Origin of the sequence: Acidovorax sp. A1169 (genome assembly GCF_030704685.1) — a bacterium.
In the GTDB taxonomy this organism is placed as follows: domain Bacteria; phylum Pseudomonadota; class Gammaproteobacteria; order Burkholderiales; family Burkholderiaceae_C; genus Acidovorax.
In genome coordinates, this window is sequence record NZ_JAUZDX010000001.1 from 433,189 (window position 1) to 453,215 (window position 20,027).

Annotated in this window: 15 protein-coding genes; 6 read left to right on the top strand and 9 right to left on the bottom strand. The window is 69.5% G+C overall.

From position 1 onward, the window contains the following. Positions 1 to 2: 2 nt before the first annotated feature. Positions 3 to 713 carry an ABC transporter ATP-binding protein gene (locus QYL93_RS02015; RefSeq protein WP_305742080.1) on the top strand — a complete coding sequence of 237 codons (711 nt, stop codon included), beginning with the start codon at positions 3 to 5 and terminating at the stop codon, positions 711 to 713. A gap of 125 nt (positions 714 to 838) precedes the next feature. Then, on the top strand, positions 839 to 1,150 hold the full coding sequence (locus QYL93_RS02020) for a hypothetical protein (protein WP_305742081.1): 312 nt from the start codon (positions 839 to 841) through the stop codon (positions 1,148 to 1,150). 14 nt (positions 1,151 to 1,164) lie between these two features. Here the strand turns inward: QYL93_RS02020 and QYL93_RS02025 are convergent, their stop codons facing one another. The 5 genes from QYL93_RS02025 to QYL93_RS02045 form a co-directional block, all read right to left on the bottom strand. Next, positions 1,165 to 3,516 carry a CHASE2 domain-containing protein gene (locus tag QYL93_RS02025; protein ID WP_305742082.1) on the bottom strand — a complete coding sequence of 784 codons (2,352 nt, stop codon included), beginning with the start codon at positions 3,514 to 3,516 and terminating at the stop codon, positions 1,165 to 1,167. A 14-nt stretch (positions 3,517 to 3,530) separates the two neighbouring features. Then, on the bottom strand, positions 3,531 to 5,240 hold the full coding sequence (locus QYL93_RS02030; protein WP_305742083.1) for a FecR domain-containing protein: 1,710 nt from the start codon (positions 5,238 to 5,240) through the stop codon (positions 3,531 to 3,533). Between the two features lie 85 nt (positions 5,241 to 5,325). Then, a complete protein-coding gene (locus tag QYL93_RS02035) occupies positions 5,326 to 6,018 on the bottom strand; it encodes a response regulator transcription factor (protein ID WP_305742084.1) in 693 nt (230 codons plus the stop codon). A 94-nt stretch (positions 6,019 to 6,112) separates the two neighbouring features. Next, positions 6,113 to 7,195 (bottom strand): formylglycine-generating enzyme family protein, encoded by a 1,083-nt coding sequence (locus tag QYL93_RS02040; RefSeq protein WP_370876925.1) that lies wholly within the window; start codon positions 7,193 to 7,195, stop codon positions 6,113 to 6,115. 5 nt (positions 7,196 to 7,200) lie between these two features. Then, positions 7,201 to 7,458 (bottom strand): hypothetical protein, encoded by a 258-nt coding sequence (locus QYL93_RS02045; protein ID WP_305742085.1) that lies wholly within the window; start codon positions 7,456 to 7,458, stop codon positions 7,201 to 7,203. A gap of 111 nt (positions 7,459 to 7,569) precedes the next feature. On the opposite strand from QYL93_RS02045, the gene QYL93_RS02050 reads away from it, so the two are divergent. Together QYL93_RS02050 and QYL93_RS02055 are read left to right on the top strand one after the other, a co-directional pair. Then, positions 7,570 to 9,549, top strand: a complete 1,980-nt coding sequence (locus QYL93_RS02050; RefSeq protein WP_305742086.1) for an adenylate/guanylate cyclase domain-containing protein — start codon at positions 7,570 to 7,572, stop codon at positions 9,547 to 9,549. 106 nt (positions 9,550 to 9,655) lie between these two features. Then, the gene (locus QYL93_RS02055) at positions 9,656 to 12,973 is read left to right on the top strand and encodes a FecR domain-containing protein (protein ID WP_305742087.1); all 3,318 of its coding nucleotides are present in this window, start codon (positions 9,656 to 9,658) and stop codon (positions 12,971 to 12,973) included. A gap of 15 nt (positions 12,974 to 12,988) precedes the next feature. On the opposite strand, the gene QYL93_RS02060 is transcribed toward QYL93_RS02055, so the two are convergent. After that, on the bottom strand, positions 12,989 to 14,293 hold the full coding sequence (locus QYL93_RS02060; protein WP_305742088.1) for a tryptophan--tRNA ligase: 1,305 nt from the start codon (positions 14,291 to 14,293) through the stop codon (positions 12,989 to 12,991). Between the two features lie 42 nt (positions 14,294 to 14,335). Further along, positions 14,336 to 15,004 (bottom strand): site-2 protease family protein, encoded by a 669-nt coding sequence (locus tag QYL93_RS02065; RefSeq protein WP_057268334.1) that lies wholly within the window; start codon positions 15,002 to 15,004, stop codon positions 14,336 to 14,338. Between the two features lie 191 nt (positions 15,005 to 15,195). Here QYL93_RS02065 and QYL93_RS02070 point away from each other — a divergent pair, with 191 nt between their 5' ends. Further along, the gene (locus QYL93_RS02070) at positions 15,196 to 16,395 is read left to right on the top strand and encodes a methyl-accepting chemotaxis protein (protein ID WP_305742089.1); all 1,200 of its coding nucleotides are present in this window, start codon (positions 15,196 to 15,198) and stop codon (positions 16,393 to 16,395) included. Between the two features lie 15 nt (positions 16,396 to 16,410). Here the strand turns inward: QYL93_RS02070 and QYL93_RS02075 are convergent, their stop codons facing one another. Further along, entirely contained in the window at positions 16,411 to 17,046 is a 636-nt protein-coding gene (locus QYL93_RS02075; RefSeq protein WP_305742090.1) for an L-threonylcarbamoyladenylate synthase, read from the bottom strand. Between the two features lie 18 nt (positions 17,047 to 17,064). After that, positions 17,065 to 17,934 (bottom strand): 3',5'-nucleoside bisphosphate phosphatase, encoded by an 870-nt coding sequence (locus tag QYL93_RS02080; RefSeq protein ID WP_305742091.1) that lies wholly within the window; start codon positions 17,932 to 17,934, stop codon positions 17,065 to 17,067. A gap of 191 nt (positions 17,935 to 18,125) precedes the next feature. Here QYL93_RS02080 and QYL93_RS02085 point away from each other — a divergent pair, with 191 nt between their 5' ends. Further along, positions 18,126 to 19,952 carry a methyl-accepting chemotaxis protein gene (locus QYL93_RS02085; RefSeq protein WP_305742092.1) on the top strand — a complete coding sequence of 609 codons (1,827 nt, stop codon included), beginning with the start codon at positions 18,126 to 18,128 and terminating at the stop codon, positions 19,950 to 19,952. Positions 19,953 to 20,027: the final 75 nt, after the last annotated feature.

Genomic DNA, 20,027 nt, shown 5'->3' on the forward strand with positions numbered 1-20,027 from the left:
CCATGCTCCAAATCGAACAACTCGCAGTGAACTACGGCGCCATCCATGCCTTGAAGGGCGTGAGCCTGGAGGTGGTCGCCGGGGAGGTGGTCACCCTCATCGGCGGCAACGGCGCGGGCAAGAGCACGCTGATGAAGGCCATCTCGGGCCTGGAGCCCTGTGCTGGGGGCCGCATCGTGTTCGAGGGCCAGGACCTCGCGCGCACGCCGGCCCACCGGCGCGTGGCCCTGGGCATTGCCCAGTCGCCCGAGGGGCGCCAGGTGTTTCCGGACCAGAGCGTGCGCGACAACCTGCTGCTGGGCGCCTACCTGCGTCCCGCGGGCGATCCCGCGGTCGAAGCCGACCTCGAAGAGCAGTTCACCACTTTCCCGCGCCTGCGTGAGCGCCAGCACCAGATGGCCGGCACCCTGAGCGGTGGCGAGCAGCAGATGCTGGCCATCGGCCGGGCGCTGATGGCGCGCCCGCGCCTGCTGCTGCTCGACGAGCCCTCGCTGGGCCTGGCGCCGCTGATCGTCAAGGAGATCTTCGGTGTGATTCGCGCGCTCAAGCAGCGCGGCATGACCATCCTGCTGGTGGAGCAGATGGCCAACCAGGCGCTCAAGGTGGCGGACCGCGCCTACGTGCTCAAGACCGGGGAGATCGCGTCTTCGGGACCGGCGCAGGCCTTGCTGGCGGATCCTTCCGTGCGCGAGGCCTATCTGGGGAAGCACTGATCGCGCTCCTTCGCGCCCGGTGGCCGCAGTCCTACAGGCCTATGCGCCTTCGAAGAGGTGGGAAAACCCGCAGTCGAAAATACGATGGAGCCAGCACACACAGACCTTGTGGTCGAAAGGCTCTTATGAAAAGTTGGTACAAATTGTCGCTGGGCAACGATGCCCAGGCCTTCGAGCCCACCCAGCGCATCCAGCAGATGTTCATGTCGCAGTTCCTGATCTCGCCGGCAGGCTCCAAGCGGGCGCTGTTCTCGTGCTACGACAAGCAGGCCGACAGGCTGTGGCTGTTCTTCTCGCCCGCAGCGCAGGACATTGCCTTGCGCGTGTACGCTGAGCCTTGCGATCCCCCAACGGCCCTCGATTGCATCGGCCTGCTGGCTGGCGAAGGCGATGCCCTGGCCGACCAGGTGCACCTGGAAGCCGAAGCCACGGCCTGACGGGCAGGCCCAGGCTACTCTGCCGGTGCCTCGCTCTGCGGCAGAACCAGCCTGAACTCCGCGCCCTTTCCTTCGTCGCTCTCGACTTCGATGCTGCCTCCATGGCGCTGCACCACGGTGCGCACCAGGGCCAGGCCCAGGCCCACGCCGGCAATGCCGGGGTGGCTGCGGTCATGCAGCCGCTGGAACGGGGCGAACAGCTTGTCCTGCAGAGCCGGCGCAATGCCGGGGCCTTCGTCGCGCACGGCAATGGCCCAGTGCCCCGGCCGTGCCACCAGGGTGCAGCGCACGGTGCTGCCGCGTGGGCTGTACTTGATGGCGTTGTTGACCACATTGGCCAGCGCCCGGCACAGCAGCGAGCGGTCGCCCATGCACGGGGCGGTTTCCGGCGCATCGGCCACCAGCACCTGCACGTCGGCATCGCGCGCCAGCACCCAGGCCTCGTCCACGGTCTGGTGCAGCACGTCCGCCAGGTCCAGGGGTTCCCGCCGCATCGCCTGTGACTCGGCGCTGGCCAGCTGGATGAAATTCTCGGCCATGCCCAGCGAGCTTTTCGCGTAGCGCGAGATGAGGTGCATGAGTTCCGCGTCCGACATGCGGCCCGGGTAGGCCTGGTGCATCTCCAGCAGGGTGAGGATGGAGGCATTGGGGGCGCGGATGTCGTGCGAGATGAAGTGCATGGCCTCGTCGCGCTGCTGCAGCGCGCTGCGCATCTCCGTCAGGTCCACCAGCGTCACCAGCCAGCCGGCCTGCGCCAGGTCGGTGAACTGCCGGCTCTGCACCAGCACGCTGCGGCCCTTGGCATCGCGGCCCTCCCGGCGGGCCGGCAGGTTGCGGCTGGCCAGCCGCTCTGGCGTCACCAGCGGCTGCTCGGTGGCGATGTCGATCAGGTCACCGAGCACGTCGGTGATCTGGCGGCCCTGCAGGGGCCAGACCATGGGGTCGCCCTCGACCTCGGCCATGCCCAGCACATGGCGCCGTGCGGCCGTGTTGGCCAGCAGGATGCGGCCTTCGGTGTCGCAGACCATGGTGGGAGAAGGCAGTTGCTGCAGGCTCTCGCTCACGAAATGGTGCATGTCGCGCAGTTGGCGCGAGGCGTATTCCACCGCGTTGATGCGCCGCTCCAGGAAGTCGCCGCTGCTGGCCGCCGGGCCGCGCAGCGGAATCACCAGGCCCTGGCGCTGCAGGGTCTCCATCTGCAGCCTGAGGAACTGGGCGGCTGCGCTCAGGCGCCGCCAGCTCCACAGCGGATAGGCCAGCACCAGCCCGATGAGGGCGGCGGCGGGCGCGAACTGCATGCCGCTCCAGACCGGCAGCACCACGGCCATGGCCAGGGTCAGCGCGCCCAAGGCAATGCTGGTGAGCAGGGCGGCGAAGGGCCCGAGCAGCAGCAGCGCCACCAGCGCCAGCACCACCGGCAGCAGGTTGAAGGCCATGTTCAGCGCGGGCGGCGCGCTGTGGATCTGCACCCCCGCCAGGTCGGCGTCGAGCACCTGGGCGATCACTTCCACGCCCGGCATCAGGCGCGACTCCTGGCCCACGGGGGTGGCGAACATGTCGCCCAGCCCGGCGGCGATGGAGCCCACGAGCACGTACTTGCCGCGGAAGGCATCGGCCGGCACCTCACCGCGCAGCACGTCGATGTAGGAGTAGGTGATGAAGTGCCCCGGCCCGCCCGCGTAGGGGATCAGGCGACGGTCTGCACGCTCCCAGCGGGCGCCATCGGCGGGCGGATCGCTCCAGCGGGCGGGCGGGCAGCCACCGAGCGACGGCGTGGCCACGCAGCGCATGGCGATGCTGAAGTGCTGCCAGGGTGCACTGGCCGGCCCCTCGCGCGAGTACAGGCTGCGCACCACGCCGTCCTCGTCCGAGGCCACGTGCACATGCCCCAGCCGGGCAGCGGCCTGCTCCAGTGCAGGAATGGGGCGGTCCGCACCGTCGCCCGGCTCGGTTGGACCCTGGCGCTGCATCACCGGCAGTACCACCCGGCCGCTTCGGGCCACGGCATCGGCCAGCAGCAGGTCGTCCTCGGGGTAGTCGAGGTCTTCCTCGTTGAACAGCACGTCCATGCCGATCACCTGCGGTGCCTGGCGCGACACGTTCTGGATCAGCTGTGCGTGCAGGGCGCGCCGCCAGGGCCAGCGGCCGATCACGCCGATGCTGCGGTCGTCCACCGCGATCACGGCGATATCGGCTTGCGCCGGGCGCGACACCAGGCGCAGCCCGGTGTCCTGCACCAGGTGGTTGGTGCGCGGCAGCATGCTGGGGGTGCTCAGCCAGGCGACCAGGGCCAGCAGCGTCAGCGCGATGGCGGCCCATTCGACCCGCCGCTGCTGGTTTCGCGTGCGGGAGTGCGGGGTGGGCATCGACCGCAAGGGGCTCAGGGGCGGCGCACGGGCTCACCGCCCATGGTGGACAGCGGCAGCCCAGAGCTGGTGTTCAGCCCCGTCCCCACGCGGATGCTGCGCGGCGGGGAGAAATCGCTTTGCAGGCCCGAGGGGTCCAGCACCTGGATGCGCACGAAGTAGGTGCCTGCCGCCAGGCCATCCGCAGAGGTCCAGCGGGGCTCGTCGAGCTGGATGTCCTGGGTGATGGTCTTGAATTCCAGGTCCGGTGCCAGCTGCACGCGAAAGCGCTGGCCGGCCTGGGCGGGCCAGTGCAGGCGCACGGTGGTGTCGCCATCCGTCGCCTGCATGGCCGACAGGTCCAGCGCGGCAGGCTGCTGGGCCACCGAGAAGGGCTGGGCGGGCGCGAACGGTCCCTGGTCCGGTGCGCCACCGGTGGGCTCTGCGATGCTGGCCGCGCGCCAGAAGTAGTTGCCCAGGGGCAGCGTGGCCAGCGTCAGCTGGCAGGTGCTGAGGCGGCCCTCGTCCAGCAACGGCGTGGCGAAGTCGGCGCTGGCTGCCACCTGGATGCGGTACCAGCGCGCGCCAGGCACTTCGGTGCAGCGCAGGGTGCCGGTTACGCGCGGCAGCACGGCGCCAGGGGCCGGCTGCTGGTACAGCGGCGGCACCGGCCGGGTCTTGATGGTGATGGGGCGCGTGGCCGGCAGGCCGGCAATGCCGGCCTCATCCACGGCGCGCACGGCCAGGTGGTAGCTGCCATCGTCGAGTGCGGCCCAGCGCAGCTGGCCGTCGGCAAAGCGGCCGCTGCGCAGCACCTGCGTCATGGCCGCATCGCGTGCCACCTGGGCGGTGAAGGCCGCAGCGCCGGGGGTGGCAGGGACATTGATGGCCAGCAGGCCCAGGTCGTGCAGTTGGGCGGGCACGGTGGACAGGTCGGGCGGCGCCAGCAGGGTGCGTGGTGCACCCAGCGTCCCATCGGGCGCGACAGACAAACCCTGGCCACGGGCCAGCAAGGTGGTGTCGGGGGCCGGTTGCGCGGCATTCTCGGCACGCGACTGCACGGCCACCGAGCCTTCCAGCACCGAGGCCGTGGCCTGGCCAGAGGCCGCCAGCGCCACGCCGAACTCGGTGCCGCGCACGCTGGTCACGGCGCGCGGCGTGCGGATCTCGAAACGGCGCAGGGCATCGGCGCTGGGCGTCACGCTCGACTCCACACTGCCGGCGCGCATTTCCAGCACCGATTGCACGCTGCCTGCGCGCCCGCGGCGGCGCAACTGGCGCAACTGCAGGTCGGACTGGGCCTGCACGCGCACCAGCGTGCCGTCGGCCAGGCGCACGGCGATAAAGCTGTCCGGCCCCACCTGCAGGCGGGTGCCTTCGTCCAGGCGGGCACCTTGCGCCACAGGCTGGGCTGCGGCCTGGGCGCCGGGCTGTGCCGTGGCGCTGCCGTGCACGAATTCCACCTGGGCCGAGGCCTTGGGCTGCAGGCGCACGGGGATCCACACGGTGGAGCCAGGTTGCAGGCGCCGGGGGTTGGCCACCTTGTTGCGCTGCTGCAGCAGCAGCCACTGGCGTGGATTGTCCAGGTAGGTGTTGGCCAGGCCTTCGAGCGTGTCGCCGGCCCGCACGGTGTGCGGGATTTCGTCCGTCTGCGTGTCGGGGGTGGTTTGCGCATGCGCGCAACCGAGGCCCGCCGTGAGCAGGGCAACGGCCGACAAGGGCAATGCAAGGCGGTGGATGACCACGTCAACTCTCCTAGGTGCCGCAGGGGGCGGCAAAGCTTCATTCAGAAACGTTGTTTCCATTGCGCAATGGGATGCCAGGCGCAGGCTAGCGGCCAGGCTCGACCGCTTCGAACCGGTAGCCCACACCATACACGGCGGTGATGAAGTAGCCGTTGGCGGGGCGCAGGTCCAGCTGGGTGCGCAGGCGCGAGACATGGGTGTCGAGCGAGCGTGACAGCACGTCCGAACCCTGGCCCCAGATCACCTCCTTGAGGTGGTCGCGCGAGAGCAGGCGGCCCATGTTCTGGAACAGGAACAGGGCCAGGTCGTATTCGCGGTTCTTGAGTTCGGCAGGCGTGCCGTTGATCTCCAGCGAGCGCGATTCCGGGAAGAACTTGTAGCGCCCGAAATCGAGCGCGCCACCGGTGCTCTGCGGGTAGGCTCGGCGCAACAGCGCGGCCACACGCGCATTGAGCTCGCCAATGCGCACGGGTTTGACCATGAAGTCGTCCGCCCCGCTGCCCAGGCCCTCGACGATGTCGCGCTCTTCCTGCCGGTTGGTCACGAACAGGATGGGCAACTGCTTGCCCACGTTCTCGCGCACCCAGCGCACCACCTCGGGGCCGGTGGTGTCGGGCAGGTGCCAGTCCACGATCAAGAGGTCAAAGGTTTCGCGGCGCATCTCGCGCATCAGCGCGGCACCGGTCAGGTGGGTATGGCACACATGCCCCATCGCTTCGGTGGCCTGTTTGATCAGATCCAGCTGAAGCGCATCGTCGTCTAACGCCGCTATGCGCATGGTTCGTTCCATTCAAGATTAACTGTGCATTATTCGCGATGTGCGGCGGTCCATTCCATGCCCCATCTTGGGGATCGCCAGGTTTGACAGTTGTTCACCGTGCCACGGGCGATGACAGGCGGCGCGTGGCTGCCGGGCGCGGGCCGGGCCTGGCGGCTGCGGAGGGCGCGATTTCGCGCAGCAGCCGCATGCCCACCAGGGTGTAGCGGGTCTGCGGGCTGTTCCAGTTGCGGTAGCCGCAGCGTGCGTAGAAAGACCAGGTGTGCCAGGATCCCCCGCGGCGCACGCGCACGCTGCCCTCTGCCGGGCCCCCGGGGTCCACGGCCGGTGATTCGGCGTAGTAGCTGTCCCCATGCCAGTCGGCCACCCACTCCCAGGCATTGCCCAGCATGTCCTGCAGCCCCCAGGCATTGGGCGCGTAGCTGCCCACCGGGGCGGTGAAGGCGTGGCCGTCGCTGCCGCGCAGCGCATGCTGCTGCCAGCGCAGCCAGTAGGGGGCGGCGTCCTGGTCGAAGGTGTTGGCGTTTTTCAGCAGGCCCTCCGGGTCGTCGCCGTGCGGGTAGCGGGTGCGCGTGCCGGCGCGGCAGGCGTATTCCCACTCGGCCTCGGTCGGCAGGCGGTATCGGTGGCCTTCGGTGCGGCTGAGCCACTGTGCCAGGGCCTGGGCGTCGTTCCAGGTGACGTTGACCACGGGGTGTTCGTCGCCCTGCGCGAACCCCGGGTTGCGCCATGAATAGCGCGGGTCGCGCCCCTCGAAGGCATCGCCGCGCCGCGTGGTGGCCGGGTCGTACAGAGCGTTGTAGCCATATCCGCCGGTGCCGTCGACTTCCGATTCGGGCTGGTAGCCCGACGCTGCGAGGAAGCGCCGGAACTGGCCTACCGTGACTTCGTGCTGCCCCAGGTAGAAGGCCTTGCCGATGACCACCCGGTGCGCCGGGCCTTCATCGGTCAGCTCGGCAAAACGCTTGGGCTCCAGTTGCGGGTAGGCCTGTGCGAGCACATCGGCTGCCTCGGTGCCGCCCATCACGAAGCTGCCCGCGGGCACCTGCACGAACGGCATGCCCAGGCTGTTGGTCCACACGGGGTGTTGCCGGTCTTGGCGCATCTGGGCCAGCGCAGGCAGGCCTGCAGCCAGCGCGAGCACGGCAGAGACGGCGGCAGTTCGGCGCCTGGCCATTGGGCTCAGCGATTGGGGTTGTCGCTCACGCACTCGAAGACGAGGCGCGAGCCCTCGTTGCGCAGCAGCTTGGGGAACAAGGCCAGCTTCTGGCATTCCCGGGTGGCGGCGTTGTAGGCCGGCGAGGCGTCGGTGCCATACACCGGCACGCTGAAGGTGCGGTCCCCGCCCGAGGCCATGGGGCCCGAGGGCGGGCGGGTGGTGGCCGATTCGCAGCCCGCGAGCAGAGCCAGCAGGGCAGCGGATGCAATCAAGGTCTTCATGGAAATCTCCGGTAGGCGTCGGGCCAGTCTAAGCCAGTGTGGGCGGATAGACAGCAGGCTTTGCTGCAGTCGCGCCCTGGGATACAGTGCGTTACATATGATGGGAGTTGTATGGCCTGGATCCGGTCGGCGGTGTCAGGGGATGCGGGGCGCCAGTGGGCGCTGCGCCTGCTCGTGCCGCTCGGACTCCTGGCCGTGCTGCACCTGCTGCCGCTATGGCAGCCGCTGCAGCGCCTGGAATACGATCTCTTCAGCAGCCTGACGGCCCCCGTGCGGCCCGATGCCGGTGTGGTGGTCATCGGCATCGACGAACCCAGCCTCGCGGCCCTGCAGGCCGCTCCTCCGCTGCCACGGCGGCTGCATGCGCAATTGGTCGACGCGCTTTCCGAGTCCGGCGCAGCGGGGCTCGGCATCGACCTGCTGCTGTCCACCGCCCAGACACCCGAAGACGACGCGGCCCTGGGCCGATCCCTGCAGGGGCGCATGCCGGTGGTGCTTGCCAGCGCCCAGGTGGCCGTGCAGAGCGGGCAGGTGGCGCAGTACCAGCAGAAGGTGATGTCCGTCTTCGACCAGGCGCGCCACGGCGACGTGGGCATGCACCCCGACGATGACGGCGTGCAGCGCAGCGCACCCGGGCACAGCGATGCCCTGTGGCGTGTGCTCGCACAGGCTGCGGGCCGCACCACCGTGCTACCGCCACCCGGCGCAATGCTGCGCTACTACGCCCCCGAGGTGGCATTGCCCTACGTGCACTACACCCAGGCGCTGGACCCGGCGCGGCAGCTGGCGCCTGGCGCGCTGCAGGGCCGGCTGCTGCTGCTGGGCCAGAACACGCCGGTGGGCGGGGTGGATCAGTTCACCACGCCGCTGCGCACCTTGGGGCACGGTACACAGTCGGGCGTGCTGCTGCATGCCACGGCACTCATCAACGGCCTGACCGGGGACTGGATCGTGCCCGCGCACCCAGCGGGCCCGCTGCTGCAGGCGGCAGCGGCCATTGCCCTGGTGGCGGCGCTCACGCGGCGCTGGCGCGCCTGGCTGGCCGTGTGGCTGAGCGTGGCGTTGGCGCTGCTGGCCCTGATCGGCGGGCTGTGGGCCTACCTGCAGGGTGTGTGGTGGCCCACGTTGCCCACGCTGCTGGCGCTGGTGCTGCACTTCAACGTGGGCGCGACCGACAGCTACTGGCGTGAGCGGCGCCAGCGCGAGCGCCTGCGGCTGGACTTCGGGCGCTACGTGCCGCCGGCGGTGGTCAGCGCGCTGATCGCCAGTGGGGCGGCACCGGCCATCAGCGGCGAGCGGCGCGTGCTCACGCTGCTGTTCTCGGACCTGGCGGGCTTCACCTCGGCCAGCGAGCACCTGCCGCCCGAGGCGGTGGCGCGTGCGCTCAACGCCTACTTCACGCGCATGACCCATGCCGTGCACCGCCATGGAGGCACGCTCGACAAGTTCATCGGCGATGCCGTGATGGCCTTCTGGAATGCCCCTTTGGCCGAGCCGCAGCACGCGGCACGCGCCCTGGCCTGCGCGCAGGAGATGCAGGTGCAAATGAACGCCTTGCGCAGCCAGTGGGCAGGAAGCCCCTTTGCCGACCTGCAGCTGCGCATCGGCCTGCACACGGGCGAGGCGGCCGTGGGCCACCTGGGCTCCGAAGGCCGCTTCACCTACACCGCCGTGGGCGACGCGGTGAACACCGCCGCCCGGCTGGAGGGCGCCAACAAGGCCTTCGGCACCGGCATCCTGCTGTCCGAAGCCACGCGCAGCGCCCTGCCGCAGAACGGGGCGCAGGCACTGCCCCTGCTCTGGCTCGACGCCGTGGTGCTGGCCGGCCGCAGCAGCGGCATCGATGTCTACACCCCGTGCGAGGACGCGCCGCTCGTGGCCACCAGCCTGGCTTTGCAGGCCCATGTGCGTGCGGGCCGCTGGGGCGAGGCGCTGGCGTGCTGTGCCGAGTGGCGAGAACGGGCCGTACACCTGGCACCGCTGTGGGCCGCCCAGGCCGACCGGCTGCAGGCGCACGTGCAGGGCCTGGCCGATGCCCAGGGACCCGCTGCGGCCGGTGCTGACGCGTTTGCACACGCGCTGGAAAAATAGCCCTGAAAGGCCCGCTATGCCGTCGACACGCTTGTGGATCACGACCCCGGTTGCCCTGGGAGCGTGCGCCTTGTGCCTTCCCGGTGCCTGGGCCCAGTGTGCGGGGGTGTCCGTCGCCCCAGACGCCGTGGCTGCGCAGGTCGTGGCCCTGGCCGGGCAGGGCCAGACCCGGCCGGCAGGCCAGGGCCCCTGGTCGCCCGCCGCGCTGGCCCAGCAACTGGGCGCGGGTGCGGGCGTGCGCACGCTGGAGTTGTCGTCGGCCGCGCTGCTGCTGGCCGATCGCACGCAGATCCGCATGTCCGCCAACGCCCAGCTGCGTCTGTGCGAGTCGCAGCCGGAGCGCACCCTGCTGGAGCTGGCCGCCGGGCGGCTGTGGGCGCGCACCAAGAAAACCCCGGCCTCGCTGCAGCTGCAGACCCCGGCAGCCCTGGCCGTGGTGCGCGGCACCGACTGGGACGTGGAGGTAGATGCGGCGGGCCGCACGACGCTCACCGTGCTCTCGGGCCAGGTCGACCTGTCCAATGATTTCGGCCGGGTGGAGCTGGGCCCGTCGGAACAGGGCACTGCGGAGCCTGGCAAGGCACCGGTCAAGCGCGTGCTGGTGCGCCCGCGTGACCGCGTGCAGTGGGTCATGGCCAACCCGGTGGATGCCGCGCGCTGGGCCGAGCTGCAGGGCCCCGAGGTGGCGCCCCCGTTGTCCTCCATCCGCGACGACCTGCGTTCGGGCCAGTGGCCGCGCGCGCGGGAGCGGCTGCTGGCGTTGTCTGCCAGCGGGCAGGGCGGAGCTGTGACCGAGCTGCTGCTGGCCGACCTCGAAGTCTTCGACGACCGCATGGACGCCGCCCAGCAGCGCCTGGCCGCCGCCTGGCAGCGCACTCGGGACCCGCGCACGGCTGCGCGCCGGGCCGAGCTGCTGATGGCGCTGGAGCAGGGCGCACAGGCGCGGACCTGGCTCGACGCCGCGCGCGCCCAGGCACCGGAAGCCACGGCGCTGCTGCTGGCCGATGCCGATTGGCATCGCCTGGAAGGGCGGGGCGAGGAGGCCATCGCCCTCTACCGGCGCGCCGTGGCGGGGGGCCAGGCGCGCCAGGAGCCGGCCACCGACCAGGCCGCAGCCCAGTGGGGCCTGGGCCGGGCGCTGCGCGAGCGCGGCGACCTGCGCGGCGCGCGCCAGGCATTGGAGCGCGCCGTGGCACTGGCGCCCGTGAACGCCACCTACCAAGGCGAGCAGGCCACCGCGGCGGCCGAGGCGCTGAGCCTGGCCGATGCGCAAAGTGGTTTCAACGCGGCCCTGGCCCAGGCCGGCGACGATTACGTGAGCCTGGCCGGTGCGGGCCTGCTGGCGCTGCAGCAGGGCGACCCTGCCGCCGCCCGCACGCAGTTGCTCAAGGCCCTGGTGATCGAGCCGCGCTATGCCCGCGCCCAGGTCTGGCTGGCGGTGGCCGAATACCAGCTGGGCGAGCGCACCGCTGCGCTCGACGCGCTGGCGCGCGCCCGCGTGGCCGACCCCAATGACCCGCTGCCCTGGCAGATCGAGTCTGTGCTGCGCAACGACCAGGGGGAGCCGGTGCAGGCCATTGCCGCCGCGCGCGAGGCGCTCACCCGCCTGCCGTACCTTAAGTCGCTCGACCCGCTCACCAGCGACAGCCAGGGCTCGGCCAACCTGGGCAAGGCACTGGGCGATTTCGGCATGGAGCACTGGGCGCGGGCCTATGCCAGTGCCTCGTACTACCCGCTGTGGGCGGGCAGCCACTTCTTTCTGGCCAACCGCTACGAGAGCGATTTCAGCCGCAATTCCGAGCGCTACCAGGGCTACCTGAGCGACCCGACGGCCTTCGGCGCCAGCGAGAAGCAGGCCCCGCTGATGCTCACGCAGGGGGGCGAGTGGCTCTGGATCGCCAGCGCCGAGCGCGGCCCGGTGCAGGACAAACTGGCCGCCGATGTAGGCCACCACGGCTTTGCCGCCGCACCGGTGCCCCTGGCTTGGCAGGTGCGCACCAACGGCGTGCAGATGTGGCCGAACAACGGCGGCGCGCCCAGCTACCGCCTGTCGTCGCCGGGCTTCGATTTGGCGCTGGGCATGCGCCCCACGGAGAGCCTGGGCCTGTTCCTTCTGCACACCGAGGACCGGCTGCGCTACAGTTTTCCGCAAGGGCGCGATTTCGGCAACGGCATCACCTTCAATGGCCTGGCGCGCCAGCGCTCGGAGCGCACCGACCTGGGCGGCTCCTGGCGCTGGTCGCCCGATGCGCAGACCTGGCTCAAGCTGCACCGCGCACGCTTTGGCCAGGGCCTGGTGCTCGACGACGCCACCTACGGCCCGCAGGATTCACGCATCACCGATTCGGACGACGGCGTGCTGCTGCGCCACACCGTGCAGTGGGGCCCCCGTCGCCTGAGCCTGGGCTGGGAGGGCACCCGCGGAGCATCGGACTCGGGCCTGTCCGATCCGGTGGTCACCTCCACCCAGCGCACGCAGGCGCGCTTTCGGATGCCCTGGCTGGCTGGCGAGTGGCGCGATGGTCCCTGGACCTGGCACGCAGAAGCCTACTGGCCGCGCCTGGCGGTGCGCTACGGCGAGCGCTTCTACGATTCGCTGACCGACGAGGACCTGGCGGACCCTGCTACCGAGAACGGTGGCCATGCGCGCCACCCCTTGCCCCGGTTGGGCATGTCCTACCGCATGGGGCCGGGCCGGGCGCTGCACCTGGCCTACATCGAGAATGTGCGCTCACCCAGTGCGCACACGCTCTCGCCCGTCGCGCTGGGAGCCATCGCCATCGACCACCACTACCAGTTGCCCGGCAGCTTCGGGCGCAAGCGCGCGGCGCAGCTGGACTGGGAGTTCGACGAGCGCAGCTTCGGTTTCGCCACCCTGTCCAGCCAGGACATCGTCAACCCCACCTTCGCCAACGGCAGCCTGGTGCTGCCGCCCCGGGGGCTGGTGAACCTGGACCGTGTGGGCAGCCTGGGTGCGCAGATCCAGACCGGGCAGACCGTGGTCGATCCCTACAACGAGAACCCGGTGTTCAGCCAGGGCCGGCTGCACCAGGCCGGCGTGGCACTCAACCGGGTGCTGGCACTGCGCTGGAGTGTGCTGGGCAGCTACACCTGGGCGCAGTCGCGCAACCTGGGCCGCCAGTTCGGCGGCAACGCGCTGCCGGGGTTTGCCAGGCACACGCTGGCGTTGGCCAGCGTCTGGAAGCATGGCGGGCGCGACCTGTCGGCAGGCTCGCTGGTCTACAGGGGCTCGCGTTTTGCCGACGAGGCCAACGGCATTGCGCGCAGGCCGGGCTGGGACCTGGTGCTGGTGCATTCGATGGATTCGGCGGACCGGCGCTGGTCGTTCATCGCCACGGCGCAGGCGCCGCTCAATGGCGTTACCCGGCCGACCCTGTGGGCGCGCGTGCGCTACAGGGATTGAAGGGGCGCGGCTGTATCAGCTGGCAGCGGCTGCATCCGCCAGTGCCTGCAGCGCCGCCGTCACGTCGGCCGGTTCTACTCCGTCCACTGGCGCCAGCCGGGGTGCCAGCGCCTGCAGGGCATCGCCACCCTTTTGCAGTTGGCCGATGGCTTGGCCGGCCTCCTTGGGGGCGTCAAAGCCTGTGCTCTGCAGCAGCAGGCGGCCGTCGGCGGCCACGAGCTTGAAGTAGAACTTGCCATCGGCCTCGCGGTACTGCTTGAACGAGGGCAGGGCCACCTTGGCTGTCTTGGCCGCTTTGGTGGCCGTGGCGGCCTGCACCAGGCTGCGCAGGCCCACGGCCGAGCGCAGCTCGCGGATGAAGGGCGTGGCCAGCGCTCGGGCGCGCTCGGCACCGGCCAGCAGCGTCTGCTCAATGCGGGCGGGGTTGTTGATCAGCTCTTCGTACTGCGCGCGCATGGGGGCGATCACCTGGTCCACGCGCTCGAGCAGCACCTGCTTGGCATCGCCCCAGGCAATGCCGTCGGCGTACTGCTGGCGCAGCGCGGCCGTCTCGGCCTCGGTGGCAAAGGCCTGGTAGATCTGGAACAGAGCCGAGCCCTCGACTTCCTTGGGCTCGCCAGGCGCGCGCGAGTCGGTCAGGATGCCGCCGATGAGCTTCTTGAGCTGCTCGCGCGAGCTGAACAGCGGGATGGTGTTGTCGTAGCTCTTGCTCATCTTGCGGCCGTCCAGGCCGGGCAGGGTGGCCACATGCTCGTCGATCGCGGCCTCGGGCAGCACGAAGTGCTCGCCATACAGGTGGTTGAAGCTGGCGGCCATGTCGCGCGCCATCTCGATGTGCTGGATCTGGTCGCGGCCCACGGGCACCTTGTGCGCCTTGAACATCAGGATGTCGGCGCCCATGAGCACGGGGTACATGAACAGGCCGGCGGTTACGCCGTCGTCGGCATCGCGCTCGGCAGCCGTGTTCTTGTCCACGCTGGCCTTGTAGGCGTGGGCGCGGTTGAGCACGCCCTTGCCGGTCACGCAGGTCAACAGCCAGGTGAGCTCAGGAATCTCGGGGATGTCGGACTGGCGGTAGAACGTGACCTGCTCGGGGTTCAGCCCCGCCGCCAGCCAGCTGGCGGCGATCTCCAGCGTGGAGCGCTGGATGCGCACCGGGTCCTCGCACTTGATCAGTGCGTGGTAGTCGGCCAGAAAGTAGAAGCTCTGCACGCCGGGCGTGAGGCTGGCCGCCACCGAGGGGCGGATGGAGCCCACGAAGTTGCCCAGGTGGGGCGTGCCCGTGGTGGTGATGCCGGTGAGAAAGCGCGTGGTGCTCATGGGGGGAACGGATTCAGCGAAAAAGAGGGACGGACAAGGCGCTCAGCGCAGCAGTGCCATCAAGGGCGTGAGCAGCAGGTTGATGGCAGCGTAGCCCAGGGTCATCAGCGGGCGCAGCCAGATCGTGCCCACTACGCCGGCCACTACCAGGCCCATCACGATGAAGAAGCCGAAAGGCTCGATGCGCGAGACCATGTGGGCCGCCTTCCAGGGGAGCAGGCCAACGAGGATGCGGCCGCCATCAAGCGGGGGCAACGGAAACAGGTTGAACGCCCACATCACGAGATTGACCAGCATGCCGGCGCGCGCCATCTCGATGAAAAAGCGCTCCTGCACTCCAGCACCGATCAGGCCCACCAGGACCAGGCCCCAGAAAACGGCCTGAACGAAGTTGGATGCCGGTCCTGCCAGTGCCACCCAGACCATGTGCCGCTTGGGGTTGCGCAGGTTGCCGAAATTCACCGGCACCGGCTTGGCATAGCCAAAAAGGAAAGCCCCCGAGGTCGCAAAGTACAGCACCAGCGGCATCAGGATGGTGCCGATGGGGTCGATGTGCTTGAGGGGGTTGAGGGTGATTCGGCCCATCATGTACGCGGTGTTGTCGCCAAAGTGGCGCGCCGCATAGCCATGGGCTGCCTCGTGCACGGTGATCGCGAAGAGCACCGGCAAGGCGTAGATCAGAACGGTTTGGATGAGATTGGAGATGTCCACCGGCCCAATTGTCTCAGACGCGCGACATCCGCTCCTCCAAGCAGGTTCCTGGCGGGATTGTTACCATGCCATGGCCGTTTCAAATGGATACAGGCGTGGCAGACTGGGCGCAGGCCCTGCCCGCGCTACATTGAGTGCAACGGTCGCCGTATATATACATACATACAACATTGATATCGGAGATGCATCCCATGGGCCTGGATCGTTTGAAGATTGGAACGCGCCTCATTCTGGCGTTTGGCACCATTGCCTTGCTGGTGGCGGTACTGATGGCGGTGGCCAGTTCGGGCATCGGCCAGGCCGATGACGCCTACCGCGCTGCGGTGGGGGCCGCCACGGGGCTCACCGCAGAGCAGCGTGCGCCGCTGGAGCAGGCCATCCGGGCCGGCCATGACCACCTGGAAAGCGCACGCCTGTGGGTGCTGCTGCTGGGCGCTGGCGTGTTCGTGGTCTCGCTGGTGTCCTTCGTGCTGCTGCGCGGCGGCATCGTGCATCCTCTGAACCAGGCCATCCTGATTGCCGAGACCGTGGCATCGGGCGACCTGAGCCAGGAGTTCTCGTCGGAACTCGAAGGCGACTTCGGCCGCCTGCTCACGGCGCTGGGCACCATGGAGGACACGCTGACCGAGCTGGTCTCGGGCATCAAGCAGTCCACGGACTCGATCACCGAGGCGGCGGCGGACATCGATTCGGGCAATGCCGACCTGGCGCGCCGCACCGACGACCAGGTCAGCTCCCTGGCCGACACGGCCGGCAGCATGGCCGAGTTGACTACCACCGTGCGCCAGAACGCCGAGCGCGCCCGCTCGGCCAGCAGCCTGGCCGTGAACGCCTCGCAGATCGCCGAGCGCGGTGGTGCCGTGGTGGGTGACGTGGTGCAGACCATGCAGGCCATCAGCGGCAGCTCGCGCAAGATCGTGGACATCATCCAGGTGATTGAAGGCATTGCCTTCCAGACCAACATCCTGGCGCTCAATGCCGCCGTGGAAGCTGCCCGCGCCGGTGAGCAGGGCCGCGGTTTTGCCGTGGTGGCCAGCGAGGTGCGCAGCCTCGCCCAGCGCAGTGCCGTGGCGGCCCGCGAGATCAAGACCCTGATCAGCCAGTCGGTGGACCAGGTCGAGAGCGGTGCCGGCCACGTGGGCCGCGCCGGCAAGACCATGGAAGAGATCGTGGGCGCTGTCGGCCAGGTCAGCACGCTGCTGAGCGAGATCTCGGGTGCGCTGCATGCCCAAAGCTCGGGCATCGAGCACGTGAACGGCGCCGTGGCGCAGATGGACAGCGCCACGCAGCAGAACGCGGCCCTGGTTCAGCAGGCGGCCAGTGCCGCCTCGGCCCTGTCGTCGCGCGCACAAGACCTGCAGCGCGCCGTGGGCGCGTTCAAGCTGGATTGAGCGGGTGAGCTGGGCTTACAGGCCCAGTGCCTGCAGGCTGCCGCGGCCTTCGCGCACCACCTCGGGGTCACCGCCGGTGCCCATGGGCGTCAGGTCCACCACCGTGGTGGGCTCGCGGGGGCAGGCCCCGGCATCCACGATGGCATCCACCAGCTTTTCGTAGCGCTCGCGGATTTCTTCCGGGTCGTTCAGGGGTTCGGTCTCGCCGGCGGGGATCAGCGTGGTGGCCAGCAGCGGGGCGCCATGCTGCTCCAGCAGCAACTGCATTACCTTGCTTTCGGGCACTCGCAGGCCGATGGTCTTGCGCGACGGATGGCTGACGCGGCGCGGCACTTCCTTGGTGGCTTCGAGGATGAAGGTGTAGGGCCCGGGCGTGCCCAGCTTGAGCAGGCGGTACTGCCGGTTGTCCACGCGCGCGTAGTTGGCCAGTTCCGAGAGGTCGCGGCACAGCAGGGTCAGGTGGTGCTTGTCGTCCACCTGGCGGATGCGGCGAAGCCGGTCTACCGCATCCTTGTCATCGAGGTGGCACACCAGCGCATAGCTCGAATCGGTGGGTACGGCGACGATGCCGCCCTTTTGCAGCAGTGTTGCCGCCTGCTTGAGCAGCCGGGGCTGGGGGTTGTCGGGGTGGACTTCGAAATACTGGGCCATGGGGAAGATGCAGTCAGGTCAGGCGGCAGCTGCCGGGCGGATGCGGTCTGCCAGCAGTTCCCAGACGGGGGTCAGCGTGCCGGGCAGCGGGGGCAGCGTGCCCAAGTCGGTGTGCGACTCGTCCGGGCTGTGGAAATCGCTGCCGCGCGACGCGGCCAGGCCGAACTCCTGGGCCATCGCGGCGTAGGTCACGTACTCCGGCGGGCTGTGGCTGCCGGTCACCACCTCCACGCCGCGCCCGCCATGGGCCTTGAATTCCGAGAACAGCGCGTATTCTTCGTTCGCACTGAACTTGTAGCGTGCCGGGTGGGCAATCACCGCCACGCCCCCGGCCTCGGTGATCCAGCGCACGGCATCGCCCAGGCTGGCCCAGCGGTGTGGCACATAGCCGGGTTTGCCCTCGGTGAGAAAGCGGCGAAACACCTCAGAGGTGTCCCGGCAGACCCCTGTCTCGACGAGAAAGCGCGCGAAATGCGTGCGCGAGATCAGTGCTGGGTTGCCCACGAACTGCAGCGCACCCTCGTAGGCACCCTCGATGCCGACCCGGGCCAGTTGCTGCGCCATGTCCTGGGCGCGTTCGCCCCGTCCGCCGCGGGTGGCAGCCAGGCCGGCGGCCAGTTGGGTGTTGTCGGGATCGAAGCCCAGGCCTACGATGTGGACGGTGGTGTCGGCAAAGGTTACCGAGATCTCCACGCCCGTGAGGTAGGCCATGCCCTGTGCGCTGGCCGCAACTGCGGCCCGGTGCTGGCCGCCGATTTCGTCATGGTCTGTCAGCGCCCACAGCTCGACCCCGTTGGCCTTGGCACGGGCAGCCAGGTCTTCAGGGGTCATGGTTCCGTCGGATACTACGGAATGGCAATGCAGGTCGGCGTTGAGCAGGGTGGTCACGGGATCATTTTAGGGCTTGTACCGATAACGCGGCGTGCTGATTCCAGCAACACTGGTTACAAGCAGGCCAAGGCACCTCCCGGTGCCCGCTTGCTGTCCTGGCAGCTATCGCTGGTTTGACGGTTTTCCTAAAGCAAGAACTCACAGAGCCGGGGGCAGTTGCCTGTCCCGGCAGAGCGTAAGGATCAACCATGAATTTCAACAACCTGCGCGTGGCCCACAAGATGTGGAGCGTGATCCTGGGCCTGCTGGCGCTGATGCTGGTGGCCGCCATCTTTACGCAGTGGTATGGGCGGCAGGTGACCGCCGAGACCGAGAAGGCCGTCGAGAAATACGAGTCCGCCATCACCACGGCAGTCAGCTGGCGGGGGCTGGCCGAGGTGGCCGTCACCATGTCGATGGCCGGCTTCGTGACCACGGACGCGGCGCTCAAGGCCGATTTCGACACGCGCGTGGCGGCCCTCACTGCCCGCATTACGCCGGTGCAGGAAAAGATCGGCAAATCCTCGGTGTCGGCCGACGACAAGGCGGCCCTGGCCCACGTGGCCGCCACGCGCGCCGACATCCGCGGCCAGACCGACAAGCTCAAGGCGTTGACCGATGCGGGCGATGCGGCCGCCAAGCAGGAGTACCTGGCCAGCGTCTATCGCCCGAAGGCGGTGGCCTACCTGGAGTCGATCGACAAGTTCGTGGCGGCCCAGGAGCGCCAGCGCGACCAGGCCGTGCAGGCGGCGCGCGCCACACGCGACAAGCTCGTGGTGATCGGCGCGGCCAGTGCCGCCGTGGTGGTGGTGCTGGGCATGCTGATGGCGGCCTTGCTGGTGCGCTCCATCACGCGGCCGCTCGACCGGGCGGTGACCCTGGCCGAGGCCATTTCTGCCGGGGATCTGACGCAGGACATCCAGGACGACCGCAAGGATGAGTTGGGGGTGCTGACCCGGGCCCTGTCCACAATGTCCACCCGCCTGCGTTCCGTGGTGAGCGAGGTGCGCTCGGGCGTGGACTCGGTGTCCTCGGCCTCGGTGGAAATTGCCAACGGCAACCACGACCTGTCGGCGCGCACCGAGCAGACGGCGTCCAACCTCGAAGAAACGGCGGCCAGCATGGAACAGCTGACGGCCACGGTGTCGCAATCGGCCGACACGGCGCGCCAGGCGAATCAACTGGCCGGCACGGCTGCCCAGGCCGCAGCGCGCGGTGGTGAAGTGGTGGGCCAGGTGGTCAGCAGCATGCAGCAGATCACCGACAGCTCGCGCAAGATCGCCGACATCATCGGCACCATCGACGGCATCGCCTTCCAGACCAACATCCTGGCCCTGAATGCGGCTGTCGAAGCGGCACGCGCAGGCGAGCAGGGCCGTGGCTTTGCCGTGGTGGCCAGCGAAGTGCGCAGCCTGGCGGGCCGCAGCGCCGAGGCGGCCAAGGAGATCAAGGCCCTGATCAGCGCCAGCGTGGAGAACGTCGAATCCGGCTCGGCCCAGGTGGCGCAGGCCGGGCAGAGCATGGAAGAGATCGTATCGAGCGTGCGCCGGGTGAGCGACCTGATCGGAGAGATCACGGCCTCGTCCACCGAGCAGCGCGATGGCATTGCACAGGTCAACCAGGCGGTGACGCACCTCGATCAGATGACGCAGCAGAACGCGGCGCTGGTGGAGGAGTCCACGGCGGCAGCGGCGTCGATGCGCGACCAGGCGCAGAAGCTGGCCGAGGTGGTGTCCATGTTCAACGTAGGCGCCGTGGCTGTGCGCGCGCCCGCCGCGCCGCCGCGTGCGGCCGCCGCACCACGCCCCGCGCCGGCCGCCAGCCGGGCCGTGCCGGCACCGGCGCGCACGGCCCTTGCCGGCAAGCCCGCCGCACGGGCCGCTGCACCTGCACATACGCCCGCACCTGCGCGCCTGACCTCATCCGTGCCCAAGAAGGCGACGGCTGCCCACAAGCCCGCTGCTGCAGGGCCCGCACCGGCGCCAGCCCCCCGCGCCACGGCCAAGGGCGGGGACGACGACTGGGAAAGCTTCTGACCGCAGGCGTTGCAACGGGGCAGCGCTCCCGCAGACAATCCACGAAGGCAGCGCAGGCTGCCTTTGCCATTCCTG